Origin of the sequence: Vibrio rotiferianus CAIM 577 = LMG 21460, from assembly GCF_002741985.1 — a bacterium.
Classification (GTDB): Bacteria; Pseudomonadota; Gammaproteobacteria; order Enterobacterales; family Vibrionaceae; genus Vibrio; species Vibrio rotiferianus.
On sequence record NZ_APHW01000020.1, the window covers coordinates 16,254 to 41,315 of the forward strand.

Consider the following 25,062-nt stretch of genomic DNA (forward strand, 5'->3'; position numbering starts at 1 on the left):
CTCCTCCATTTTTAAGGGGAGGCTGGGAGGGGTTAACCTTAAATACGACAAAAGCAGCCACGGCTTCACGCCATGACTGCTCGAGTAATCTAAATAAGTTTGACGTTAAACTTATTTGTTCAGTTCGTGAATCAGCGGCAAACCTTGACCTGCTTCTAATTCCTGAACATGCCAATCAAGGCCGATAGTTGGCATTGTTTCTAGGAACGGGTCTGGGTTTAGCTGTTCCATGTTGAACACACCTTTATCTGCCCATTCGCCACGGAAGAATTGCAGCGCTGCAGTAATAGCAGGAACACCCGTAGTGTAAGAGATCGCTTGGTGTTCTACATCTTCGTAAGCCACTTCGTGGTCTGCGTTGTTGTAGATAAACACGCTACGCTCTTTGCCGTCTTTCTTACCTTGAACCCAAGTACCAATACACGTTAGGCCAGTGTAGCCTGGTGCTAGAGACGTTGGATCTGGTAGCATCGCTTTTAGTACATGAAGAGGTTGGACGACTGTACCATCGTGCAGCGTTAGCGGGTCTGGGCTCAATAGGCCGATATCACGCATTACATTGAAGTAGTTAAGGTAACGGTCACCGAAACCCATCCAGAATTCAATGCGTTTAGCAGGGATGAACTCTTTCATTGAGCGAACTTCATCGTGTGCCATTGAGTACACTTTGTGTGAACCACAGTTCGGGAAATCGAACTCTAGCATACGAGAGTGACAAGGTACTTGTTTCCACTCGCCGTTTTCCCAGTAGAATGAATCGCCTTGGATCTCAAGCATGTTCGTTTCTGGGTCAAAGTTCGTCGCAAACTTCTTACCGTGATCGCCTGCGTTCACGTCCATTACGTCAATCGTGTCGATTTCATCAAACAGATGCTTCACTGCATACGCCGCGAATACTGATACTACGCCTGGATCGAAACCCGCGCCTAGGATACCCGTGATGCCCGCTTCTTCGAACTTCTCACGGTAGCCCCACTGCCAATCGTAAGCTTCAGGAACCTGCTGACCTTCAGAACATAGGTCAACCGCTACTGATGTATCTAAGTATGAAACTTTTGCTCGGTAACACGCTTCCATGATTGGCATGTTAACCCACGGAGGACCCGCGTTGATCACTAGATCCGGTTTTACTTCTTCAATAAGAGCAACCAGAGAATCTACGTCGTCAGCATTCACTGCACGCGCGTCTAGTTTCTTAGCTGAATCTTTCAGGTTGTTTTTCTTCTGAATCGATTCGATGATCTTCTCACACTTACCGATAGTACGTGATGCGATTGTGATATCACCCAGAACGTCGTTGTTTTGTGCTGCTTTATGTGCAACAACCCAGCCAACGCCGCCTGCACCAATCTGTAGAACTGCCATAGTTTTCCGTTACCTTTATTAAACTAGCTCAACTGCTAGCGTGTTGATTTTCAAGAGCAAAGATTCAAAGTCCGCTGTCGTTAGACAAGGATTCAAAATCGTAAATTTAAGAGCGGTTTTACCATCAACGATGGTTTCACCAAGTACCGCGATACCACGAGTTAACGCTTCAAGACGCAATGCTTTGTTCAGTTCATCTAAATCTGCAGATGCGTTGTTTGTGCGTACATTGGTTGCACGGAATAGAACCGTTGAAAGTGCTGGTTCAGCAAGAAGTTCAAACTGCTCGTGGTTGCGAACCATGTCGGCAACCTGCTGCGTTTGTACCAATAAGTGATCGTACATATCACCAAGTGCCTTAGGACCAACGTTTTGCATCGTCATAAAGACTTTCAATGCATCAAAACGCTTCGTCGTTGCGATAGATTTGTCGACCAAGTTTGGTAGCTCATCATGTTCACGGTTTAGGTAGTCAGCATGATGAAGCAGGAACTTAAAATTAGACTTGTCGTTCACCAGCAACGCGCCGCAGCTGATTGTTTGGTAAAACAGTTTGTGGAAGTCGACACTGATCGAGTGTGCACGCTCTACACCTTTCAGGCGTGATTTGTGGCTGCTAAGAATCAATGCGCCACCGTAAGCACCATCCACGTGCATCCACATCTCATGTTTCGCTGCCATATCAGCAATGAAATCAAGATCGTCAATTGCGCCGTGATCGGTCGTACCCGCAGTGCCAACAATAGCGAATGGAATCAAACCTTCTGCTTTTGCCTGAGTTAGAACGTGATCTAACTGAGTAATGTCCATTGTGCCGTCAGCGTTCGCATCGACGGTCATCACGGCTTTTTCACCTAGACCCATCCAAGATGCTGACTTTTGAACCGTGAAGTGCGATTTCTTCGAACATACGATACGAAGTTTGTCGGCGTAATCAGGAAGGCCCAGCTTCTGAATTGAGTGGTTACTTAGCTTGTCAGCAATCCAGTCACGCGCCAGCATTAGGCCCATTTGGTTGCTTTGTGTGCCACCGCTAGTGAAGATGCCATCTGCCTTATCACCAAGCTCGTATTTATCGCACAGCCAGTTAATCACTTTTTGCTCTACGTAAGTCGCAGAAGATGCTTGATCCCATGAATCCATTGATTGGTTCAACGCTGCAATCATCGCTTCTGCCGCGACTGCAGGCATCAAAGGAGGCGTATGCAAGTGAGCAATACAATCAGGGTGTTGAGTGAAGATCGCGTTTTTAGCAACAAGTTCTGCCGCTTCATCAATCACCGATTTCAGCGATGCATTTTTGTTATCCAGATCGACAGCATTAATTGCAGCTTCTAGAAACTGAGGATTCATACCTGAGTATGGTGCGTTCACTTGTTCGAATACCGACTTCATCGCCGCTGTCGTGTGATTCATTACAGACGCAAATTCAGCACTGCCAAGTTCACCGGTATGAATGAAGTGCTTTTTCCATTCTTCTTGTTGCGATGTTTCAACATGGCTACCGCCTGCTGCGATGATCGCATCTTCAAGAACTCGTAGAGCAAAGTCGATTTGCTCGAAAGAGATGATAAGCGGAGGAAGGAAGCGAATTACAGAGCCATCACGACCACCCTTTTCTACCATCAAGCCACGCTCAAGTGCCGCTCGTTGGATAGCAAGAGTAAGCTGACCATCAGCGAGAGGCTCTCCGAACTTATTCAATTCGCCGTTTGGATTCTTAATTTCTACACCCAGCATTAAGCCTTTACCGCGAACGTCTGCGATACAGTTAACGCGTTTTTGAATGCTCTCAAGACCAAAGCGTAGATACTGGCCTGCAACGTTTGCGTGCTCAACAAGACTGTCGCGTTGGATGATTTCGAGTGCTTTCGCACCTGAGACCATAGCAAGTTGGTTACCACGGAACGTACCGGTGTGTTCGCCTGGCTTCCATGTATCGTGTTGCTTATTGATCACAAGCAGCGACATTGGTAAGCCGCCACCAATCGCTTTAGACAAACACAAAATATCAGGAACGATCCCTGCTTCTTCGAATGCGAAGTTGTAACCAGATTTACCCACACCACATTGAATTTCATCAAAGATCAGAAGGATACCGTGCTCATCACAGATGCGGCGCAACTCACGTAGCCAGAATGCAGGCGCAGGAATAACACCACCCTCACCTTGCACAGGCTCCACGATAATCGCAGCAGGCTTCATGATACCCGCTTCATCATCGTTGAGCAGACGCTCGATGTAACGAATACTCGCTTTCGCCCCTTCGTCACCGCCTAGACCAAATGGACAACGTAAGCTGTAAGGGAAAGGCATAAAGTGTACGTCTGACATCAAACCAGTACGGCGAGCTTTAGTGCCCAAGTTCCCCATCATACCCATGGTACCGTTTGTCATGCCGTGGTAGGCACCGCGGAAAGCAAACATGGTGTTACGACCCGTGGTTTGTTTGGCCAGCTTGATTGCTGCCTCAACCGCGTCTGCACCAGAAGGGCCACAGAACTGAATCACGCAGTTGTCACTCAGCTCTTGAGGAAGAAAGCCTTTAACAGACTTAATAAAATGCGTTTTCGCAGATGTCGCGATATCCAGAGTTTGGTACGGCAGACCAGAATCCAATTGTTCTTTTAACGCTTGGTTGATTTCTGGGTGGTTGTAACCCAAAGCCAAAGTGCCGGCCCCTGCAAGACAATCTAGGAAGATTTGACCACGCGTATCTTCAACTAAACAGCCATAAGCTTGCTTGATCGCTATTGGTAAACGACGTGGGTAAGAACGAACCTCAGATTCATGTTCCGCCTGTTCAATAAGGATTTGATCTGGCGTTAAATCATACGTTCCATCAACAACTGGAACCTGAGTAGAAAAAGTGTTTGCGATAGTATTATCGACTTCAAAGGCAGTGCTCATACTACATGACCCCTTGAATTAGAATGATTCTCTATCCTGTATTTATTATCGTTAGCATTAAATAACAGGAGATACAGATACACCTCCGCATTCGTCATCGATTAAACGACAAATACAGATAACCCGTCACAAAAAGCGTGACTTTTATTAAGCTTGGGAAGTAATCAAGGCTCCGTAATGCACCCGTTTTGTAAAACAGGACATTTCGGTAGTATGAAGCTGATTAGTGTGTGTTTATTTAAAGGTTTCAATGTTGGGTTTCCCATTAACATGCCGCTTCTACAGCACTAGTATCCCGTCTATCAACAAAAGGCTTTGTCGATACCTACCCTACGCAGTGTCACAATCAGCTTGAATGGTCGCTGCGCGTATCCCCCAGAGAATCAAATGACGTAAAATTACGCTCCGAGATTGCGCGCGAATTTATCACAGAATAAAATCGTCTGGCAATACGTTTTCATCAGTTTCATATTGATTAAGATCACAATAACAATAAACCGAGTGCTAAGGGATTTGCCACAATATGGATCTGTCTCGCAGAAAAGTGCATTAGAGGTGTGTAAGCAGAAAGAAATAAGCAGAACTAGAAGCCGACCAACATCGTCTAAGCTGCAGTTTAGGGCTAGTAATTGGGATAGTGTCAAACGAGAAAAGAAAAAGCCCAGCATAAATGCTGGGCTTATAATCTGGAGCGACACACGAGGTTCGAACTCGTGACCTCAACCTTGGCAAGGTTGCGCTCTACCAACTGAGCTAGTGTCGCAGATTTTGAGATGGTGCCCCGGGCCGGACTTGAACCGGCACAACGCGAACGTCGAGGGATTTTAAATCCCTTGTGTCTACCAATTCCACCACCAGGGCACACAAATATTCTTTGTGATGCCTTTACAGAAAAGTAAAACACCATCTGATACCGCTAATCGCCATATCATTTAAATTTGGAGCGACACACGAGGTTCGAACTCGTGACCTCAACCTTGGCAAGGTTGCGCTCTACCAACTGAGCTAGTGTCGCATTTATTCTCGAAAGCCATTCGCTCTCAAAAGAATAATGGAGGCGCCTCCCGGAGTCGAACCGAGGTCCACGGATTTGCAATCCGCTGCATAGCCACTCTGCCAAGGCGCCTCATTTGTGAAGGAAGCTTAACTTCTCTCACCACCCTTTCAAGCCGTGCTCTCTTGGGTACGGAATGCATTCTACGGATTCGGACGATCGAGTCAACACTATTTTTATTTTTTTAAATCGTTTGACCAGAATTTGTGCGAAAGACGGTAAATTGATTAGTTTTAATACTGAGATTAGCCCAAATACTCGTGTTTATCATGAATATTGCGCTACGCCGTTCACCTACCCTCTGGCATTCCTTCTTGTATTAACTATCGATAATTAAAGGAACAAACCGCATTACGCGTTTAGTAGGATTAAAAACAAGACTCATGTCACATTTTTTCTTCATCATGAATCCGAGGCACAAAAAAGCAGGCTATCAAGCCTGCTTCTTAAAATGCTATTTGTGTTGGATTCTTTTAATGGTGCTCTTCATTGAGCAAATCATCCTTTGCAGCAGCCAGGTACTGAACCATTGACCAATACGTTAGGAAGGTTGCCACATACAAGGCACCAAAGCCTAACCACACCATCCAATCGTCATAACGCCAAATCAGAACCCACAGAGCAAACATTTGTGAGACAGTCTTGACTTTGCCCACCCAAGAAACCGCCACACTGGCTCGTTTCCCGATCTCGGCCATCCATTCGCGCAATGCAGAGATAATGATTTCACGCGCTATCATAGTAACCGCAGGGATCGTGACCCAAATCGTGTGGTAATGCTCAGTGATCAAAATCAACGCCGTCGCAACCAGCACTTTATCAGCCACTGGGTCGATGAAAGCACCAAAACGAGACGTTTGGCCTAGCTTACGAGCAAGCATGCCATCTAGCCAGTCAGTAAAACCTGCGACCCAGAAAACCATTGCTGCTGCAAAAGGCGCCCAAGAGTAAGGTAGATAGAAGACAACCACAAAAACTGGGATTAGGAACAGTCTTAGTAGAGATAGAATGTTCGGGATATTCAAACGCATTTTATTATTCTCTTACACATTGCGGCTTAATGTTGCGGGATTTTCCTTATTGTTTCAATGCTTGGAAAATAATTTCTGCCAAAGAGTGACTAATTCCCGGTACTTTGGCGATTTCTTCAACACTTGCGCGCTTTAATTCCTGTAAACCGCCCATGTATTTGAGCAAGGCTTGACGACGCTTTGGACCCACGCCCTCAATTCCTTCTAACGCACTGGTTCGTCGGGTTTTTCCCCGTTTAGCCCGATGCCCCGCAATTGCGTGGTTATGGCTTTCGTCGCGAATGTGCTGAATGAGGTGAAGTGCTGGCGCGTCACTTGGCAAATTAAACTCATCACCATCTACGGTAATTAAGGTTTCAAGACCAGGTTTGCGGGTCACACCTTTGGCAATACCAATCATAGTTGGACGCTTCGGCCAATCTCCCCAGTAGTGGGATATGATTTCATGCGCTCGGTTGAGCTGCCCTTTACCACCATCGATGAAGATGATGTCAGGAATCTTCTCTACATCAAGCTGCTTCGAATAACGACGCTCTAGAGCTTGTCCCATTGCTGCGTAATCATCACCACCAGTAATGCCAGTAATATTGTAACGACGATACTCCTGTTTAACAGGGCCTTCACTGTTGAACACCACGCATGAGGCAATGGTACTCTCGCCCATCGTGTGCGAGATATCGAAACATTCCATACGAGCGATACTTTCCATCCCCAAGACTTCTCGCAGAGCTTTAAAACGCTGATTGATGGTCATCTTGTGATTGATCTTGGTGGTGATTGCCGTCAAAGCGTTAGTATTCGACAGTTTGAGGTAACGTCCACGTGACCCTGTTGGAGAGGTATGGAACTGAACCTTACGGCCTGCCACTTCACTCAGGGCTTGTTGAATCGGCTCGATATCGCCACTCAGCTCTTGATTCAAAATAATACGAGACGGGATGGTGCGTGCCTCGTTATGGCTCAAATAGTACTGAGTAAGGAAGCTATCAAAGACTTCTTGTTGACTGGTGTTCTGTGGAATCTTAGGAAAATGACTGCGACTGCCTAGCACCTTGCCCTGACGAATCATCAAGATATGGATACAAGCGATACCGTTTTCTTGTGCAAAACCAAGTACGTCCATATCATCCATACTGTCTTCTGAAACGTACTGCTGTTCTTGTACGCGTCGAATCGCTTGAATCTGATCACGAAATTTCGCTGCATCTTCAAAGCGGAGCTGCTGGCTTGCCACTTCCATCTTCTCGATTAGTTGCTCAAGCACTTGTTTATCTTTGCCCTGCAAAAACAAGCGAACAAAGCCCACCAGCTCGGCATATTCTTCATCAGAAATTATGGTGCTAACACACGGCCCCGCACAGCGACCAATTTGGTACATCAAACAAGGGCGAGTACGGTTGGAATAAACCGTATCTTCACACTGACGAACAGGGAGTGTTTTCTGCAAAAGGTGCAAAGTTTCTCGTACCGCACCAGAATCCGGGTATGGTCCAAAGTACTCACCTTTGCGCTTTTTCGCACCACGATGCATAGACAATCGCGGATGTTTATGACCACTGATGAAAATGTAAGGGTACGACTTATCGTCACGCAGGAGTACGTTGTATTTCGGTAAATATTGCTTGATGTAGTTGTGCTCAAGGATGAGCGCTTCCGTCTCGGTGTGGGTCACCGTGACGTCAATTTTAGCGATATTACTTACGAGAGCGCGGGTCTTTTCACTGTCGAGTTTCTTACGAAAATAACTTGAGAGGCGCTTTTTTAGATCTTTGGCTTTGCCGACATAAATAACAACAGCCTCGGCGTTGTACATTCTGTAAACGCCGGGCTGATGAGTTACTGTCTTGAGAAAGGAAGCCGAATCGAAGGGTTGATTCACACTAAAGAGTCTCGGTGTCCAGCATTCCGTGGCGGATCGCTAAGTGTGTTAACTCAACGTCACCATTGATGTCCAATTTACTAAACAGACGGTAGCGGTAGCTGTTGACTGTTTTTGGACTTAAATTAAGTTGTTCAGAAATATCCGTTACTTTCTGCCCTTTGGTGATCATCATCATGATCTGCAATTCACGTTCTGAAAGGTCTTTAAATGGATTCTCTGAGGCTGGTGAGAATTGACTCAACGCCATCTGCTGCGCGATCTCTGGTGAGATGTAACGCTGTCCACTGTTAACCACTCGAATGGCATTCACCATTTCGTCAGGTCCTGCACCTTTCGTTAAATAACCAGAAGCTCCCGCTTGCATGACTTTTGTCGGAAACGGGTTTTCAGTATGAACGGTTAAAACGATGATTTTGACATCAGGATTCACTCGAAGAATCTTCTTAGTAGCTTCCAAGCCACCGATTCCCGGCATATTCATGTCCATCAAAACGACGTCAGCATGATTACTGCGACACCATTTTACTGCATCTTCACCGCTGTCAGCTTCTCCTGCTACGTTCATTCCACGGACGTCTTCAATAATACGTCGTATCCCTGTGCGAACCAGCTCGTGATCATCTACAAGGAAAACATTTATCAAACTTGTATCTCCACACTTTTAATTGGCTCTGCACCCACATTCAGTTTATTCAATGCGGATATCAGTATGAGTGCCTATATAATACCGTATATGGCAAAAATTGCTTTATATGAATATGTGCTGAAACGCAAAGTTTAGCAAGAACTTATTTCTATATCTGGTCAGTAAGGCTGAATTTGCATATTTATCACAACCTTAGCCGAACAAAAAAACATCAACAAGTCGCTTCCCACATCATTGGGACAGCCATACAGCAAATTGTCCTCACAACGAAAATGTAAACAAGTAATGCCCGAAAGAAGCGTGCCACAATGTGATACTGGTCAATTTAACAACATTATCAATATCTTAACTCCGGACAGAAATTGGGTAGGAACCAGTGTCTCATATTTAATTATAATTCAATTTCATCATTAAATTAGATTTGCAAATGCATATTGTTTCATTATTATGGCCGCCGCAATTTTATATTGCAGTTCTAAATTGGATATAACTTAAATATCAGGAAAATATAATGAAAAAGCTTTTAGCAGTGGCAGCGCTAGCTACTCTTCCTCTTTCAAACGTTGCAATGGCTGACTCTGACATCGGTTGTGGCTTAGGTACTATGATTTTCGACGGAAAGTCTGGCAAAGTATTTAAAGTACTAGGTGCAACAACTAACGGTACTTCTGGTAACCAAACGTTCGGCATCACTTTCGGTACGCTAGGTTGTGACGGTAACGGCACTATTACTTCAGCACAAAAACTAGCACTATTTATCGATGGCAACATGGATAACCTAGCTCGTGATATCGCGAAAGGCGAAGGTGAGACTCTTGCTACGCTTTCTGAAGTTTGGGGCATTCAAGAAGCCGATAAAGCGGCTTTCAACCAAATGGCTCAAGAAAACTTTGCGAAAGTATTCAAATCTGAGAATGTGACTTCACAAGAAGTCTTCGCTAACCTAAATGACTTGGTTGCTGAAAACAACGCTCTAGCTGCTTACACTATCTAAGCACCGGACCCCCTAATAGAAAGTGTCCTTTTGGACACTTTTTTAATGCTATATTTTCGCGGTATTCGATGAAGTTCCCTTTTTGCACACATGCTTTAATCCTCTCGGCAAGTGTCTTTGCCTCCCCACTCTCAGCTCATGTTCACCAGATAGACTTGCAACAATTGTCCGAGGAGCCTTACTGGTTAAAGTTGGGGCATTACCTTCCTGTGACTTTGAGTGATTATAAAAGCACCGTTGACTCGAAAGCCTTTTTTTTATCAGTGGACGGCAAAACAAACCCAGAAGCTGAGTTGATCGCTACTTTTAATGCCTTTTACAACGCCGATGACACAACAAAGGCTGAAATGCGTTGTCGTTACCCAGCCCGCTTTACTTGGCTTGAACAACAACAGGATCGTGTGGCGATACTAAACTGCCCAGAAATGAATGACTGGAAAGAAGTACTAGACCCTGCAGGCATGACGTTAGTTTTCCCTACCGCCTTTATGAACAACCCTTCCTCCATGTTTGGCCATACATTGCTAAGAATCGATGCAAAGGATCAAACAAGACACAAGGAACTCGTGGCGTTTGCTGTTAATTTTGCTGCTGAGCCTCAGACCAATGATAATGCCGCTTTATACGCTCTCAAAGGCTTAGCAGGCAGCTATCCAGGTCGATTTACCGTCATGCCCTACTATCGCAAAGTCCGTGAATACAACGATATTGAATCTCGTGATATCTGGGAGTACAAGCTCAAGCTATCAGAAGAAGAAGTAAATCGTGTGCTATTGCACCTATGGGAAATGCAAACTGCTGAATTCGATTACTACTTCATTGATGAAAACTGCTCTTATCAATTGCTCGCGCTACTTGAACTGGCAAGAGATGATCTATCTTTAGTTGCCGACTTCCCAGTTCACGCAATTCCATCAGATACGGTAGCAACACTCGCAGACAGTCACCTTTTAGATGAGCCTGAATATCGTGCTGCATTTGGCACTCGACTGCTTCATCAATCTAACGAAATAGACGAAGACCTTTTTCAAGCTGCAGTCAAGGCTAAGCAAGGAGAATACCCTAGCGCTGCAAAATTTACGGATGAAGAGCGAGCAGCGATACTTGAGTTCGCTTACGAATGGCTAAACTATGAGCTTTACGACGACGGTTTAGAAAGAGATCCAACAGCAAAACAGCTGACTCAACTTCTCTATCAGCGCAGTCGAATCAAAGCTGACTCTCCCTTCTCTCCTGTGGAAGCGCCTAAAGTATCCCCTGAAAAAGGCCATGCTTCTGCTCGAGTTGGATTGAGCTACCAATATAATGATGGGGCAACAAATCGAACACTCTTCCATTGGCGTGCTGCCTACCATGATTTGCTCGACTCTCAAGCGGGTTTTATTCCGGGAGCGAAAATTAGCTTTCTAGATACCACATTGAGTATCGACCAAGCGTCAAACGCCAGACTCGAGACCTTTCAACTTTTAGATGCGATGGCTTTAGCACCGGGAAATCGTGTTTTTGACAGCTTAGCGTGGAACATCCGTGGTGGCTTCGACCGAATGCCGGCAGAGAGCAAACTTGCCGGTCGATGGTTTGCTCAAGGTGGTGCTGGTAAAGCTTGGGGCGAGTCAGACAAGCTTCATCTATACACTCTCTTCTCCTTAGATGTTAGCGCAGGAGAACTCACTGAATACGATCTTACCGTGGGCTCTGGCGTTGAAGCTGGTGTTTTATGGCAAGCCACTCACAATCATCGCTTAGCCTTACAAGGTCAGTATCTATATCTGTTTGACTCACTCGTAGATCAAAATGCTAAAGCAACAGCGAGTTGGAACTGGGCGTTGAGTCGAAACTGGGCAATTCGAAGCGAAGTCGAGTACCAGCATTGGTCTAGAGAAAACACCACAGCGAAGCTCACGGGATATTTTTACTACTGAGTTTTTGCTAATATCCTCTGATTAAGTAAAAAGGCTACCAAATGTGGCCTTTTTGGTTTTTAAAGGAAATATTCGTTGGCGATTCAGCAAGGCTTTTTACTCACCAGACAAGCTCGGGACCTTTCAGGGCAAACTCAAATCGATCTTTGGGTCGCGACTAATAACGGGCCCGTAAACCTGACCATTCAAGGCGAAAAGCCTGTCTTTTTTATTGAGCAGAGTCATCAAGATCATGCTAGTACGCTAGCTAAGCAACATCATATTCCTTTAGAAATCAAACCACTCAACCTAAAAAGCTTTGAACTCATCCCCCTCAGTGCTTGCTACTGTCAAACGATCAGAGATTCATACACCTTGTCTGATCTGCTCGCTAAAGATGACATCATGACACTGGAAGCCGATATAAAACTTGCCGATCGCTTTCTCATGGAACGCTTCATTAAGGGAAGCATTGAGTTTACTGGTCAGTTTCAGGCTCAAAAGAATCATACTAAAGTATCTAAAGCCCAGTGCCGTCAAGGCGACTATATTCCTAGTTTGCATGTCGTTTCGCTCGATTTAGAGTGCTCAGAGAAAGGCATCCTCTATTCGATTGGTTTAGATAGCCCTGCTGATTCACGCGTAATCATGATTGGCGAACCTGAACCGGCAGACACACCAATCCAATGGGTGAAAGATGAGAAAGCGCTGCTTCAGGCGCTAATCGCTTGGTTTAAGCAATTTGATCCAGATGTGATTGTCGGCTGGAACGTTATCGACTTTGATTTCCGTCTACTGCACAAGCGTGCCGAGTGGCACAACATGAAGCTGGTGCTAGGCCGTGCTGACCAACCGAGCTTCTTCCGCAGCTCCGCGCAAAGCCAACAGGGCTTTATCTCTATTCCTGGTCGTGTGGTACTCGATGGTATCGATACGCTCAAAACCGCGACATACCATTTCCGCTCTTGGTCACTTGAGTCTGTTTCACAAGAACTCCTTGGCGAAGGTAAAGAGATTCATAACGTTCATGATCGAATGGACGAAATCAATCGCATGTACCGTTCAGACAAACCGTCTCTCGCTAAATACAACTTGCAAGACTGTGTGTTGGTCAACAAGATTTTTGACCACACTCACCTACTCGACTTCGCTATCGAACGCTCTCGCTTAACGGGAGTGGAACTGGATCGCGTTGGAGGCTCAGTGGCAGCGTTTACTAATTTGTATCTGCCGCAGATCCACCGAGCAGGGTATGTTGCGCCAAACCTGCATCCAGAAAACTGGATTGCCAGCCCGGGCGGCTATGTGATGGACTCCATCCCAAACCTTTACGACTCGGTATTAGTGCTAGATTTTAAGAGCCTGTACCCTTCGATTATTCGTTCATTCTTGATCGACCCTATGGGTTTAGTCGAAGGTTTGCAGCTTCAAATCGGCACAGCAGACGATGAAGCGGTACCCGGATTCCGTGGCGGTCAGTTCCATCGCTCGAAACACTTCTTGCCAGAAATGATCGAAAAACTTTGGGCAGCACGCGATGTCGCAAAGAAGAACAATGAAAAAGCGTTCTCACAAGCGATCAAAATCATCATGAACTCATTTTATGGCGTGCTTGGTTCTTCTGGCTGTCGTTTCTTTGATACCCGCCTAGCTTCCAGCATCACTATGCGTGGGCATGAAATCATGAAGCAGACCAAGGTCCTGATTGAAGACAAAGGCTATCAAGTTATTTATGGCGATACTGACTCAACTTTTGTCTCTTTAAACGGCGCCTTTAGCCAAGCAGACGCAGATAAAATTGGTAATGAACTGGTCGACTACATTAACCAATGGTGGAATGACCATTTACGTAGTGAGTACAACCTCAATTCGATTCTTGAACTCGAATACGAAACCCATTATCGCAAATTCTTGATGCCAACCATTCGAGGCGCGGAAACCGGCTCCAAGAAACGCTACGCCGGTTTAATTGGTGAAGGCGAACAAGAGCGCATCATCTTCAAAGGATTAGAAAGTGCACGTACTGACTGGACACCACTGGCACAGCGATTCCAGAACACCTTGTATCAAATGGTCTTCCACGGTGAAGACCCAAGTGACTATGTGCGAGAGATGGTCGAAAAAACCAATAATGGTGAGTTTGATGATCAGTTAGTGTATCAAAAGCGATTACGCCGTAAGCTGCACGAATATCAAAAGAACATTCCGCCACAAGTACGTGCTGCGCGCTTGGCCGATGACATCAATGCGAAACTAGGCAGGCCATTGCAGTATCAAAATCGTGGTCGAATCGAGTACTTGATTACCGTAAACGGGCCAGAGCCACACGAATACCGTAATAGTCCTATCGACTATCAACACTATATTGATAAGCAGTTAAAACCTGTTGCGGATGCGATATTACCGTTTATTGGTACTAATTTTGAGCAACTCTCTGCACCACAAATGGGATTGTTTTAAAAGTACGATCAATGTTCTTTATTAAGGTTATCCGATTCGAAATTCCGTCTTCTGATATTCCTTCACTAGCCATTGTCCATATCCATCCAGCAAGCCAAGCACCGAGCGTTTGGGAATCGAACGTCCAGAAAGCAAAATTCCCAATCGAGCAATTTCCGTCTCTTTCTCTGGGTGGTACTGAAGAAATACATTGCCACACTCCTCGGGGTCATCAAACCAGCGTCGGTCTTTGTGCATAATAACAGAATAGGAAGCCCGTAATAGCTTCTTCGCGATAGTAACCTGAGCGCGAATCAGCTCGTCGGTGTCCTTGGCTTGCACTATTTTGGTTCTATATATCGACACCCACTCTTCTACATCCATGTTCCAATGCTTGGCAATCTCCCAGCTTGGAATGTAGTCGCCAAAACAATCCGCAAGATCATCGCCGTAGACACAAACACAGCAATGCTTGAGCATGAAACCCCAGGTAAAAATACTATCTAGGTTTGCAACTTCTTTAGTCAGGGCTGTTCGTATAGAAACACCTGTCACTTGGGGATAACCTTTTTGCACACGCCAGCGGATGGTATTGAGCAAAGTCACTCTATTGTCTTCAAACCCAGTCTTAGTCACCACAACAATATCAAGGTTTGATTTGCCTACAACTGCGGTTTTACGCGCCACACTGCCATAGACATAAACACTATGGAGATTTGGCCCTAAGCCCCCTTTTAAGCACATTAAAACTTCTCGAATCAGGGCTTCAAATTGGGGTTGGCAAGGTTCGCTTGGATCAATAACAGGTAGAGACATGTATCAGGAAATAAAAAGAGTTAATTGGAATATAGCCTATGATCGATCAGCTTCTGTAACGAATCAAGTTTATCGGTACTATACATCTAGGTTTCAGCTAACCACATGACTTCGAAGCTAAGGTTTAGCTTATATGGAGGTAAATATTTTGATGTCAGCTAGACAACTTAGCGCTATAATCTCCAAGTTTTGCTTAATAAGTGTAAATAGGAAAATACAATGCCAAAGGCAAGTGAAATCAAAAAAGGCTTCGCAATCGAGTCTAATGGTAAAACTCTTCTAGTAAAAGACATCGAAGTAACGACTCCTGGTGGTCGTGGCGGCGCTAAAATCTACAAAATGCGTTGTACAGATCTAAACACTGGTGCTCGTGTAGATGAGCGTTACAAGTCTGATGACGTTGTTGAAACAGTAGAAATGAACAAACGTGCAGTTGTGTACTCATACGCTGACGGTGATGAGCACATCTTCATGGATAACGAAGACTACTCACAATACACATTCAAGCACGCTGAAGTTGAAGATGACATGCTGTTCATCAACGAAGATACACAAGGTATCCATATTATCCTTGTAAACGGCGCTGCAGTTGGTATTGAACTACCATCGTCTGTTGAACTAGTGATTGAAGAAACTGATCCATCAATCAAAGGTGCATCTGCATCTGCGCGTACTAAACCAGCTCGCTTTGCTTCTGGCCTTGTTGTTCAAGTTCCAGAATACATCGCAACTGGCGAACGTGTAATTGTGAACACTACTGAACGTAAGTTCATGAGCCGAGCATAAGCATGTCTGATTTGATTTCTTACGACGACGTTATCGACGCTGCGTACGACATCTTCCTTGAGATGGCTCCAGACAACCTAGAGCCAGCTGATGTCATTCTGTTTACTGCGCAATTTGAAGATCGTGGTGCCGCTGAGCTTGTTGAAACTGGTGATGACTGGGTTGAACATGTTGGCTTTGACATCGACAAAGAAGTGTATGCAGAAGTTCGAATCGGCTTAGTAAACGAGGAAAATGACGTACTTGATGACGTTTTTGCTCGTATGCTAATCAGTCGAGACCCTGAACATAAGTTCTGCCATATGCTTTGGAAACGTGATTAACGATTTCCTCGTCATGATCAAAAACACCAGCCTTGCGCTGGTGTTTTTTTATGTATGAAACCGACTTACGTAACTGTCCTCTTTTAATAAGACAGACAAGAAAAAGGCTTGCCGAGTAGGCAAGCCTTTCTAATTTTCGCTATCGATTAACGATGCTTGTTACGTGCACCCTGATCACCAGCGCTCTTCTTTGGCTTGCGGCGAGAAGGGTTGTTGCTGCGGCCTTTAGGCGTATTTACGCGCTCTTCGTGACGCTTAACAGCGCGACGGATTTTTTGGCTACGAGCACGTTCACGTTTGCGTGAAGTGTTATCTTTGTTCAGATCAAGCATGGTTTCTTTTTCTGGACGAAGCTCTACCAATTCTCGTAGGTAGTTTACTTCTTTAAGATCAAGTTCCATCCAACCGCCACGAGGCAGTTTCTTGTCCAGATAGATATCACCGTAACGAACACGTTTTAGGCGGCTAACCGTCGTATCTTGCGATTCCCACAGACGGCGAACTTCACGATTACGACCTTCGTTGATTGCAACATAAAACGTGTGGTTCATACCTTCACCACCCGCATATACCACATCTTCAAAGCGCGCCATACCGTCTTCAAGTTCAACACCACGAACCAAGTTTTTCACTTTTTGTTCAGTTACTTCGCCGAAAACACGAACAAGGTATTCACGCTCTACCTGACGACTTGGGTGCATAAGGCGGTTTGCCAACTCACCATCTGTTGTAAACAGCAGTAGACCTGATGTGTTCGCATCAAGACGACCTACTGAAATCCAACGAGAACCACGGATCTTTGGCAGACGATCGAAAACAGTGCGACGACCTTCTGGGTCGTGACGAGTACATAGTTCACCTTCAGGCTTGTAGTAAGCCAAAACACGACAGATCACTTCTTCTTGCGCCTTTGCAGACACAACGTGACCATCGATACGAACTACGCTGTTCTCATCTTCCAGTCTTTCACCAAGTTTAGCTACGATTCCGTTCACGCTAACGCGACCAGATTTAATTAACGATTCAATCTCACGACGAGAACCGTGACCTGCACGTGCTAATACTTTTTGTAACTTTTCGCTCATTTATCTACCTATGTGTCGTCTTCACAGACGTCGAGACCAGAATTGGTCATCATTTTGCAAGTTACCCACATGAATGGGATTTTTTCGGTCGGACATTATACGAGATTCTTAAATCTATTGTAAGAGCATTTCGTGCTTTGGTTGATGAAATTGCAGATTAGGATTCCACTCCAATTCCTCCAGCAAATAACCCAATAGTACTAAAACGAATCAGAAAAATTCGGCCTAAACTCAAACGCTAATAACCCACCACTTCAGCCTTACCTTGATAAAATTATCAGGATTTCTCACAGCTAGGGCGTATTTCAGTGTCACTAGTCTCTTTGACGCATACAATCAAAAGGAAAAGATATGTCTCGATCAGAAAGCAGCTCAACGGCTCCCGACTATAATTGGATTTTTGGAACGTCTGAGGAAGATGATGTTAAAGGAACGGTCGATTCTTTTACGCCAGATGTATTCGTAGGCGATAGCGGAGATGAAAAGTTCGTCGGCTTTGGCGGAAATGATTATATCGATGGCAACGGTGGTAATGATTATCTACTAGGTGGCAAGGGCGAAGATCATGTTTCTGGCGGAAGTGGCAAAGACTATCTGTCTGGAGGATTAGGGGATGACTTCCTTTACGGTGGAGAAGGTGATGACATTCTATTCGATTACTCTGGAAACAACTTTCTCAATGCGGGCCTAGGAAACGACAAGCTTATCGTGGGTGATGGTAACTCCACGCTCGCTGGAGGCTCAGGCAACGACGAGTTTGTATTCTCTAATCGCCTCTCCGTCAAAACGCCTGAGGGCATCATCACCAGCAATGAGATTGAAATCAAGGCGGAAGTGCTCGACTTCAATATCTTTGAAGACAAGCTGACCTTTGATCTTGGAAGAGATACTGATGGCGATGGCAAGAGAGACTCCTTTCTTGAGTCTGAGGAACAGCTTGAGCTTTCCTTCAATGAATATGGATGGGCGGTTTACTCAAGTGACGAGTTCAATATTGAAGTAACGTTGAAAGGTGTTGATCAAGCGTACGTTGACTACATGAGTAACAACGACATTAATATTTTTGATTTCACCTAAATAGTCCCACAATCAAAAAAGGGAAGCGATAACGCCTCCCTTTCTTATTTCTTTAGCAGCAAACCAATTATTCAAATGGTGCAGGGTCGCCAGAGCCAACACGTGCAACAACGGCTTCACCTTCACTAAAGTCAATTACCGTCGTTGGCTGTTCACCTAAATAGCCGCCGTTAAGGATAACGTCTACCGCGTGCTCTAGTTTGTCACGGATATCCTCTGGATCCGATTCTGTCACGTCATTACCCGGAAGGATAAGCGACGTTGACATCATTGGTTCACCAAGCGCTTCCAAAAGGTCTAGCGCAATACGGTTATCTGGTACACGAATACCAATGGTCTTGCGTTTTGCGTTCATCAAACGGCGAGGCACTTCTTTCGTGCCTTTAAAGATGAATGTGTAAGGCCCTGGTGTATTATTTTTCAATAGTCGAAACGCGGTGTTATCAACTCGCGCGTACAGAGAAAGCTCCGATAAATCACGGCATAACAAAGTAAAGTTATGCTTGTCATCCAGACGACGGATCTGACAGATACGTTCCAACGCCTGTTTGTTCTCCAGTTGACAGCCTAGTGCGTAACCGGAATCGGTTGGGTACACCACAACACCGCCACTACGAATGATTGCTACTGCTTGATTAATCAAGCGAGCCTGTGGGTTTTCTGGATGAACGTAAAAAAACTGGCTCATTGTAATTCCTCATTATCGAACCTCTCGGCTCTATATTTTTTAGGGAGTTTCGACTTCGTCTTGTTGCTTATTGTCCAACGAAGGATCAATACCCCAATCTTTCCAAACTGGTTCTACGCCCGCAGGTAACCAGAGGTTTCTTCCCAACTCCATCCACGGTGATGGATAGTGAAAATCGCTGCCTTGAGAAGCTAATAGTTTGTATTGTATAGCATAATCGGCCAAGTTGCGTCTTTCTTGTTGCGCTTGTTGAGGTTGCGCAACTTCCATGGCATCTCCGCCTGCTTCGACAAATGCCGCTAACAAGCGTTTTACCCACTTTGCGGTAAGCTGATAACGACCCGGATGAGCCAATACAGCAGAACCACCCGCGGCATGAATCGCGTCAACCGCATCTTTCATGGAACACCAATTCGGTGGAACATAGCCAGGGTTAGAGCGCGTCAGGAATTTCTTAAACACCATCTGCATGTTTTTGGCGTAACCATTGTCCACCAGCCATTTGGCGAAGTGAGCTCGTGTAATGGGCGCATCACCTGCAATTTGCTGGACTTCTTCTAGTACGCCCTCACGGGTGGCTTTTTGTAGACGCTCCGCGATCAATTCAGCTCGAACCACGCGGTGCGTTTTCTGCTGCTCAATCAGCTCCGTCAATGCTGGGCTATCTGGATCGATATTCAGCCCCACAATATGGATGTCTTTGTTCTGCCAAACGGTAGAGATCTCGATACCGTTGATGATTTTTATCGGGAGATTGTTCTCTTCAACGTATTGCTTGGCCGGAGCTAAGCCGTCAACCGTATCATGATCCGTGATCGCCAAAACCTCGATATCAAAACTCAATGCCCTATCCACTAAATCATGTGGTGCAAAGCGACCATCTGAAGCGGTGGTGTGGCTGTGTAAATCAATTCTCATCTTTTTGTCGTTTTAATGCTGTTTTGGGGTTGACTTTTTATCTCTGCACTAGTTAACTAGTACACAAATACGAAGTACCTAATTAAGGCTCACCATGTTACAAGAATTTAACCAAAACCAGGAAGCGAAAGTTGCAGTTCATACGAATAAGATGAATTCTGCTGATCTTGCTTGGTGGCGCACTTGGACAAGTTCTTGGTGGGCGAACGTGTACTTCTAGTTTATAGAATTAAACAACACAAAGCCCGCTACTTCAGCGGGCTTTTTATTTTGTCGTTCATCTCACATTCAACTGCTTAAACATTCATCGAATATGACCAAAACTTGATTGGGTGAACGTTTGCTTTATGCCACTATGTACGGCAGGAAGATATAAAACAGCTATAAGGAGGTCTTGTGAATAAGGCCATTGATATTCAGAAACTTGGACAGCTTGAAGTGCTAACGGCCTCCGTCCCTTATACTCAAGACCCGACTCGCTTGTTCCACACATTATGTGAGAACAAGACTGACAGCCTATTACTAGAATCCGCTGAGATCGATTCAAAGCAAGATTTAAAATCACTACTGATTGTCGATTCGGCCGTGCGTCTCGTCTGCTTTGGTCATAGCGTCAGCATGCAGGCATTGACCAACAACGGTAAAAACCTACTTTCCCATTTAAACCAGAACATTCGTGGTGACATTGAGAGTGGTTTCGATGGCGAAACGCTGACTTTGGAATTCACTCAACCGTGCGACACACTAGATGAAGACTCTCGCCTACGTGAAGCCTCTTCTTTCGATGCGCTGCGTTTAGTGCAACACAGCTTCGATATTTCAGAGCAAGATAAGCACGCGATTTTCCTTGGTGGTTTGTTTGCTTACGACTTGGTCGCGAACTTCGAACCACTGGGCAATGCGGAAGCAACCAATCAATGCCCAGATTACGTTTTCTACGTAGCGGAAACGCTGTTGGTTGTGGATCATCAAACCGAATCTTGCCAGCTGCAAGCGACTTTGTTTGTCGATGATTCAGAAAAAACAACACTAGAAACTCGCATCGCAGAAATCAGCGCTCAATGTGCGGCGCCAAAACTGCTGCCAAGTGCAGAGCAAATCGCCGACGTCACGGTTGAACCTAGCGTATCTGATTCAGACTTCTGCCAAATCGTTCGTGACTTAAAAGAGTTCGTAGTGAAAGGCGATGTATTCCAAGTTGTACCATCTCGCCGATTCACTCTACCTTGCCCTTCTCCACTAGCGGCTTACAAAGAACTTAAACAAAGTAACCCAAGCCCTTACATGTTCTACATGCAAGATGAGCTGTTCACTCTGTTTGGCGCATCACCAGAAAGTGCGCTTAAGTACGAAACCGACACTAACCAAATTGAAATCTATCCAATCGCAGGCACTCGTCGCCGCGGTAAGCGCCCTAACGGCGAGATTGATTTCGACCTAGATAGCCGCATCGAACTTGAACTGCGTACTGACATGAAAGAAAACGCAGAACATATGATGTTGGTTGACTTAGCACGTAACGACGTTGCTCGTATTGCTCAAGCTGGCACACGCCACGTAGCAGACCTTCTAAAAGTGGACCGCTACAGCCACGTAATGCACTTGGTATCTCGTGTGGTTGGTCAACTGCGTGAAGACCTAGACGCGCTGCACGCATACCAAGCATGTATGAACATGGGCACGCTAACTGGTGCACCAAAGATTCGTGCAATGCAGTTGATTCGCGATGTAGAAGGCGCACGACGCGGTAGCTACGGCGGCGCTGTGGGTTACCTTACCGGCGAAGGAACATTAGATACTTGTATCGTGATCCGCTCAGCGTACGTTGAGAACGGCATTGCTCAAGTTCAAGCTGGTGCTGGCGTGGTGTTCGACTCTGATCCACAAGCGGAAGCAGACGAAACGCGCGGCAAAGCACAAGCGGTAATCTCTGCTATCCAAGCAGCGCATAAGTCACAATAAGGAATAGGGTTCAGAGATGGCTAATATCATTTTTATCGACAACTTTGACTCGTTCACCTACAACCTTGTGGATCAATTCCGCTCGCTAGGTCACTCAGTCAAGATTTACCGAAACAACATCCCAGCAGAAACCATTGAACAAGCGGTAAACGAGCTTGAAAACCCAGTGGTCCTGCTATCACCAGGCCCAGGTGCACCGTCAGAGGCAGGCTCAATGCCGGAGCTTATCCAACGCATGAAAGGCAAAGTGCCGATGATCGGCATTTGTCTTGGTCACCAAGCGATTGTTGAAGCATACGGCGGCACCGTTGCTGGCGCAGGCGAAATCATTCACGGTAAGGTCTCTATGATGGAGCACCAAAACCATGCGATTTACCAAAACCTACCATCACCACTTGCTATTGCACGTTACCACTCGCTGGTTGCGACCAAGGTTCCTGAGAGCCTAACCATCACAGCAGAAGTGGATGACTTGGTAATGTCTGTTGTACATGAAGAAGATAAAGTTTGCGGGTTCCAGTTCCACCCGGAATCTATTATGACGACCTACGGAGCAACACTGTTGGCCAATGCCATTGAATGGGCGCTTGAAGAATAAACTTCAGTAAACCCACTCACTGCTTAAAAAGCACTTGGCACATAAGAAATTTAGGAGAGGAAATATGGAAGCAATCATCAACCCTATTATTACCAAACTGTACGAGCAAGAGTCGCTTACTCAGGAAGAGAGCCAACAGCTATTCGACATCATTATCCGTGGTGAACTAGACCCAATTTTAATGGCATCAGCACTGACTGCACTAAAAATCAAAGGCGAAACGCCGGATGAAATTGCGGGTGCGGCAAAAGCACTGCTGGCAAATGCAAACCCATTCCCTCGCCCAGATTACGATTTCGCAGATATCGTAGGTACTGGCGGTGACGGTCACAACACCATCAATATCTCAACCACAGCAGCGTTTGTTGCTGCAGCATGTGGTCTAAAAGTGGCGAAACACGGTAACCGCAGCGTTTCAAGCAAATCGGGCTCTTCTGACCTTCTTGACTCGTTTGGTATCAACCTTGCCATGAGCGCTGAAGATACGCGCAAAGCAGTAGACGATATAGGTGTTGCTTTCCTATTTGCACCTCAATACCACGGTGGTGTGCGCCATGCGATGCCAGTGCGTCAAACCATGAAAACACGCACCATCTTCAACATTCTTGGCCCACTGATTAACCCTGCTCGTCCTAACATCGAATTGATGGGCGTATACAGTGAAGAACTGGTTCGTCCTATAGCAGAAACCATGCTACAAATGGGTATGAAGCGCGCAGCAGTAGTACACGGTAGTGGTTTGGATGAAGTGGCGATTCACGGTGAAACAACGGTTGCAGAAATCAAAGATGGCAAGATCACTGAGTACACGCTAACACCAGCAGACTTCGGTCTACAAGCGCATCCGTTAGAAGCGATCAAAGGTGGTGATCCTGAAGAAAACAAAGCGATCATTACCAATATCCTGACGGGTAAAGGTACAGACGCACAATTGGGTGCTGTAGCGGTGAACGTTGCTCTGCTAATGCGTCTATTCGGCCACGAAGATTTAAAAGCCAATACGCAACAAGCGATTGAGGCAATGAATTCAGGCAAGGCGTACCAATTGGTACAACAACTTGCCGCACACGCTTAAGGAATTGAAGAAGATGACTGACTTCAACACTCAGCAAGCTGGCAACCTGTCTGAACACGTTTCTAAGAAAGAAGCAGAAATGGCAGAAGTACTGGCGAAAATTGTCCGCGACAAATATCAGTGGGTAGCAGACCGTAAGGTGTCTCAACCGCTAAGCACATTTCAGTCTGATTTGCTGCCATCGGACCGCAGCTTCTACGATGCACTGAGTGGCGAAAAGACGGCGTTCATCACCGAATGTAAGAAGGCATCTCCTTCTAAAGGTTTGATTCGTGATCATTTCGACTTGGATTACATTGCATCGGTTTATAACAACCATGCTAATGCAATTTCGGTATTAACAGACGAAAAATACTTCCAAGGTAACTTTGACTTTCTTCCTCAAGTGCGTGGCCAAGTCAAACAGCCCGTTCTGTGTAAAGACTTCATGGTAGACACCTACCAAGTTTACCTAGCGCGTCATTACAGTGCTGATGCTGTCTTGCTAATGCTGTCTGTCCTAAATGACGAAGAGTACAAAGCGCTAGAAGAAGCAGCACACAGCCTGAACATGGGCATCCTAACCGAAGTGAGCAACGAAGAGGAGCTTCATCGTGCCGTTAATCTAGGCGCACGCGTTATCGGCATCAATAACCGTAACCTACGCGACCTAAGTACCGACTTGAATCGTACGAAAGAACTGGCGCCGACAATTCGCGAATTAGCACCTAACGCGACCGTGATTTCAGAGTCTGGCATTTATACGCATCAACAAGTCCGTGATTTAGCCGAATACGCAGACGGCTTCTTGATTGGTAGTTCGCTGATGGCAGAAGAGAACCTAGAGCTTGCAGTGCGCAAAGTTACGCTGGGCGAAAACAAAGTCTGTGGTCTCACTCATCCAGATGACGCAGCGAAAGCGTATCAAGCTGGTGCAGTGTTCGGTGGCCTGATTTTTGTCGAAAAGTCGAAACGCGCCGTTGATCTTGAAGGTGCGCGCTTAACCATGAGCGGTGCTCCACTGAACTATGTAGGCGTGTTCCAAAATCATGATATCGATTTTGTTGCTTCCGTTGTGACCTCTCTGGGTTTGAAAGCGGTGCAATTGCATGGTCAAGAAGACCAAGCTTACGTTAAGCAGCTAAAAGCAGAGCTGCCAGCATGTGTTGAAATCTGGAAAGCTTACGGTGTGACAGATGCGAAGCCAGAACTGCTTTCGGACAACATTGACCGCCACCTGTTAGATGCGCAAGTTGGCTCTCAAACAGGTGGAACCGGTCAAGTGTTCGACTGGTCACTGATCGGCGACCCAAGTCAAATTATGCTAGCGGGCGGACTGTCGCCAGAAAATGCTCAACAAGCTGCGACACTAGGTTGCTTGGGATTGGATTTAAACTCTGGTGTAGAAAGCGCACCAGGCAAAAAAGATTCACAGAAGTTGCTTGCGGCATTCAGCGCCATTCGCAACTACTAAAGCTGGATATCAGCTAAAAAATTTAAAGCTATTCGTAGCGAAAAATACGAGAAGGAATA

The 25,062-nt window shown here is 45.7% G+C and carries 20 protein-coding genes, 4 tRNA genes and 1 other annotated feature; of the genes, 11 read left to right on the forward strand and 13 right to left on the reverse strand.

Translation table 11 applies throughout. The features are described 5' to 3' along the window. Positions 1-111: 111 nt before the first annotated feature. The 9 genes from B853_RS08880 to uvrY form a co-directional block, all read right to left on the reverse strand. Complete coding sequence (locus B853_RS08880; protein ID WP_009706907.1) at positions 112-1,365, reverse strand: carboxynorspermidine synthase; 1,254 nt, start codon at positions 1,363-1,365, stop codon at positions 112-114. An 18-nt stretch (positions 1,366-1,383) separates the two neighbouring features. Continuing rightward, positions 1,384-4,275: a pyridoxal phosphate-dependent class III aminotransferase gene (locus tag B853_RS08885; protein WP_038886857.1), complete on the reverse strand. Its 2,892-nt coding sequence runs from the start codon at positions 4,273-4,275 to the stop codon at positions 1,384-1,386. Positions 4,276-4,962: 687 nt separating this feature from the next. Continuing rightward, a tRNA-Gly gene (locus B853_RS08890) sits at positions 4,963-5,038 on the reverse strand. A gap of 11 nt (positions 5,039-5,049) precedes the next feature. Next, positions 5,050-5,136, reverse strand: a tRNA-Leu gene (locus B853_RS08895). Positions 5,137-5,214: 78 nt separating this feature from the next. Beyond that, positions 5,215-5,290: transfer RNA gene (locus B853_RS08900), tRNA-Gly, on the reverse strand. Between the two features lie 37 nt (positions 5,291-5,327). After that, positions 5,328-5,401 (reverse strand) — tRNA-Cys (locus tag B853_RS08905). Positions 5,402-5,802: 401 nt separating this feature from the next. After that, a complete protein-coding gene (gene pgsA / locus B853_RS08910) occupies positions 5,803-6,360 on the reverse strand; it encodes a CDP-diacylglycerol--glycerol-3-phosphate 3-phosphatidyltransferase (protein WP_005445072.1) in 558 nt (185 codons plus the stop codon). Positions 6,361-6,406: 46 nt separating this feature from the next. Next, positions 6,407-8,239, reverse strand: a complete 1,833-nt coding sequence (gene uvrC, locus B853_RS08915) for an excinuclease ABC subunit UvrC (RefSeq protein WP_081641188.1) — start codon at positions 8,237-8,239, stop codon at positions 6,407-6,409. Between the two features lies 1 nt (position 8,240). Next, positions 8,241-8,885 carry a UvrY/SirA/GacA family response regulator transcription factor gene (gene uvrY, locus B853_RS08920; protein ID WP_010447546.1) on the reverse strand — a complete coding sequence of 215 codons (645 nt, stop codon included), beginning with the start codon at positions 8,883-8,885 and terminating at the stop codon, positions 8,241-8,243. A 514-nt stretch (positions 8,886-9,399) separates the two neighbouring features. Between uvrY and B853_RS08925 the strand changes: the two genes are divergently transcribed. The 3 genes from B853_RS08925 to B853_RS08935 all read left to right on the forward strand — a co-directional run bounded on the left by B853_RS08925 (position 9,400) and on the right by B853_RS08935 (position 14,243). Continuing rightward, positions 9,400-9,882 carry a DUF3015 domain-containing protein gene (locus tag B853_RS08925; RefSeq protein WP_038885009.1) on the forward strand — a complete coding sequence of 161 codons (483 nt, stop codon included), beginning with the start codon at positions 9,400-9,402 and terminating at the stop codon, positions 9,880-9,882. A gap of 68 nt (positions 9,883-9,950) precedes the next feature. Further along, complete coding sequence (locus B853_RS08930; protein ID WP_038885010.1) at positions 9,951-11,804, forward strand: Lnb N-terminal periplasmic domain-containing protein; 1,854 nt, start codon at positions 9,951-9,953, stop codon at positions 11,802-11,804. A gap of 75 nt (positions 11,805-11,879) precedes the next feature. Continuing rightward, entirely contained in the window at positions 11,880-14,243 is a 2,364-nt protein-coding gene (locus tag B853_RS08935) for a DNA polymerase II (RefSeq protein WP_038885012.1), read from the forward strand. Positions 14,244-14,270: 27 nt separating this feature from the next. On the opposite strand, the gene B853_RS08940 is transcribed toward B853_RS08935, so the two are convergent. After that, complete coding sequence (locus B853_RS08940; RefSeq protein WP_038885013.1) at positions 14,271-15,038, reverse strand: nucleotidyltransferase family protein; 768 nt, start codon at positions 15,036-15,038, stop codon at positions 14,271-14,273. Positions 15,039-15,257: 219 nt separating this feature from the next. On the opposite strand from B853_RS08940, the gene efpL reads away from it, so the two are divergent. Next, positions 15,258-15,824 (forward strand): elongation factor P-like protein EfpL, encoded by a 567-nt coding sequence (gene efpL, locus B853_RS08945; protein ID WP_010447515.1) that lies wholly within the window; start codon positions 15,258-15,260, stop codon positions 15,822-15,824. Positions 15,825-15,826: 2 nt separating this feature from the next. Further along, positions 15,827-16,147 (forward strand): HI1450 family dsDNA-mimic protein, encoded by a 321-nt coding sequence (locus B853_RS08950; RefSeq protein WP_005431208.1) that lies wholly within the window; start codon positions 15,827-15,829, stop codon positions 16,145-16,147. Positions 16,148-16,293: 146 nt separating this feature from the next. Here the strand turns inward: B853_RS08950 and rluB are convergent, their stop codons facing one another. Beyond that, positions 16,294-17,232, reverse strand: a complete 939-nt coding sequence (gene rluB / locus B853_RS08955) for a 23S rRNA pseudouridine(2605) synthase RluB (RefSeq protein WP_010447509.1) — start codon at positions 17,230-17,232, stop codon at positions 16,294-16,296. Positions 17,233-17,583: 351 nt separating this feature from the next. Between rluB and B853_RS08960 the strand changes: the two genes are divergently transcribed. Then, positions 17,584-18,309: a calcium-binding protein gene (locus B853_RS08960; RefSeq protein ID WP_038885014.1), complete on the forward strand. Its 726-nt coding sequence runs from the start codon at positions 17,584-17,586 to the stop codon at positions 18,307-18,309. A 67-nt stretch (positions 18,310-18,376) separates the two neighbouring features. On the opposite strand, the gene B853_RS08965 is transcribed toward B853_RS08960, so the two are convergent. Continuing rightward, entirely contained in the window at positions 18,377-18,997 is a 621-nt protein-coding gene (locus B853_RS08965; protein ID WP_038885015.1) for an L-threonylcarbamoyladenylate synthase, read from the reverse strand. A 39-nt stretch (positions 18,998-19,036) separates the two neighbouring features. Next, complete coding sequence (rnm, locus tag B853_RS08970) at positions 19,037-19,915, reverse strand: RNase RNM (RefSeq protein WP_038885016.1); 879 nt, start codon at positions 19,913-19,915, stop codon at positions 19,037-19,039. A 94-nt stretch (positions 19,916-20,009) separates the two neighbouring features. On the opposite strand from rnm, the gene trpL2 reads away from it, so the two are divergent. From trpL2 to trpCF, 5 genes are all read left to right on the forward strand, one after another. Continuing rightward, positions 20,010-20,135 carry a tryptophan operon leader peptide gene (trpL2, locus tag B853_RS08975; protein WP_010447500.1) on the forward strand — a complete coding sequence of 42 codons (126 nt, stop codon included), beginning with the start codon at positions 20,010-20,012 and terminating at the stop codon, positions 20,133-20,135. Next, positions 20,082-20,185, forward strand: a sequence feature (Trp leader region). Its footprint overlaps the gene before it by 54 nt. Before the next feature lie 126 nt (positions 20,186-20,311). Next, positions 20,312-21,877 carry an anthranilate synthase component 1 gene (locus tag B853_RS08980; protein ID WP_038885017.1) on the forward strand — a complete coding sequence of 522 codons (1,566 nt, stop codon included), beginning with the start codon at positions 20,312-20,314 and terminating at the stop codon, positions 21,875-21,877. Between the two features lie 16 nt (positions 21,878-21,893). After that, complete coding sequence (locus B853_RS08985; protein ID WP_038885018.1) at positions 21,894-22,475, forward strand: aminodeoxychorismate/anthranilate synthase component II; 582 nt, start codon at positions 21,894-21,896, stop codon at positions 22,473-22,475. A gap of 64 nt (positions 22,476-22,539) precedes the next feature. Continuing rightward, entirely contained in the window at positions 22,540-23,550 is a 1,011-nt protein-coding gene (trpD, locus tag B853_RS08990) for an anthranilate phosphoribosyltransferase (protein ID WP_038885019.1), read from the forward strand. Between the two features lie 13 nt (positions 23,551-23,563). Continuing rightward, positions 23,564-25,003, forward strand: coding sequence for a bifunctional indole-3-glycerol-phosphate synthase TrpC/phosphoribosylanthranilate isomerase TrpF (gene trpCF, locus B853_RS08995; protein ID WP_038885020.1), 1,440 nt, complete (start codon positions 23,564-23,566; stop codon positions 25,001-25,003). Positions 25,004-25,062: the final 59 nt, after the last annotated feature.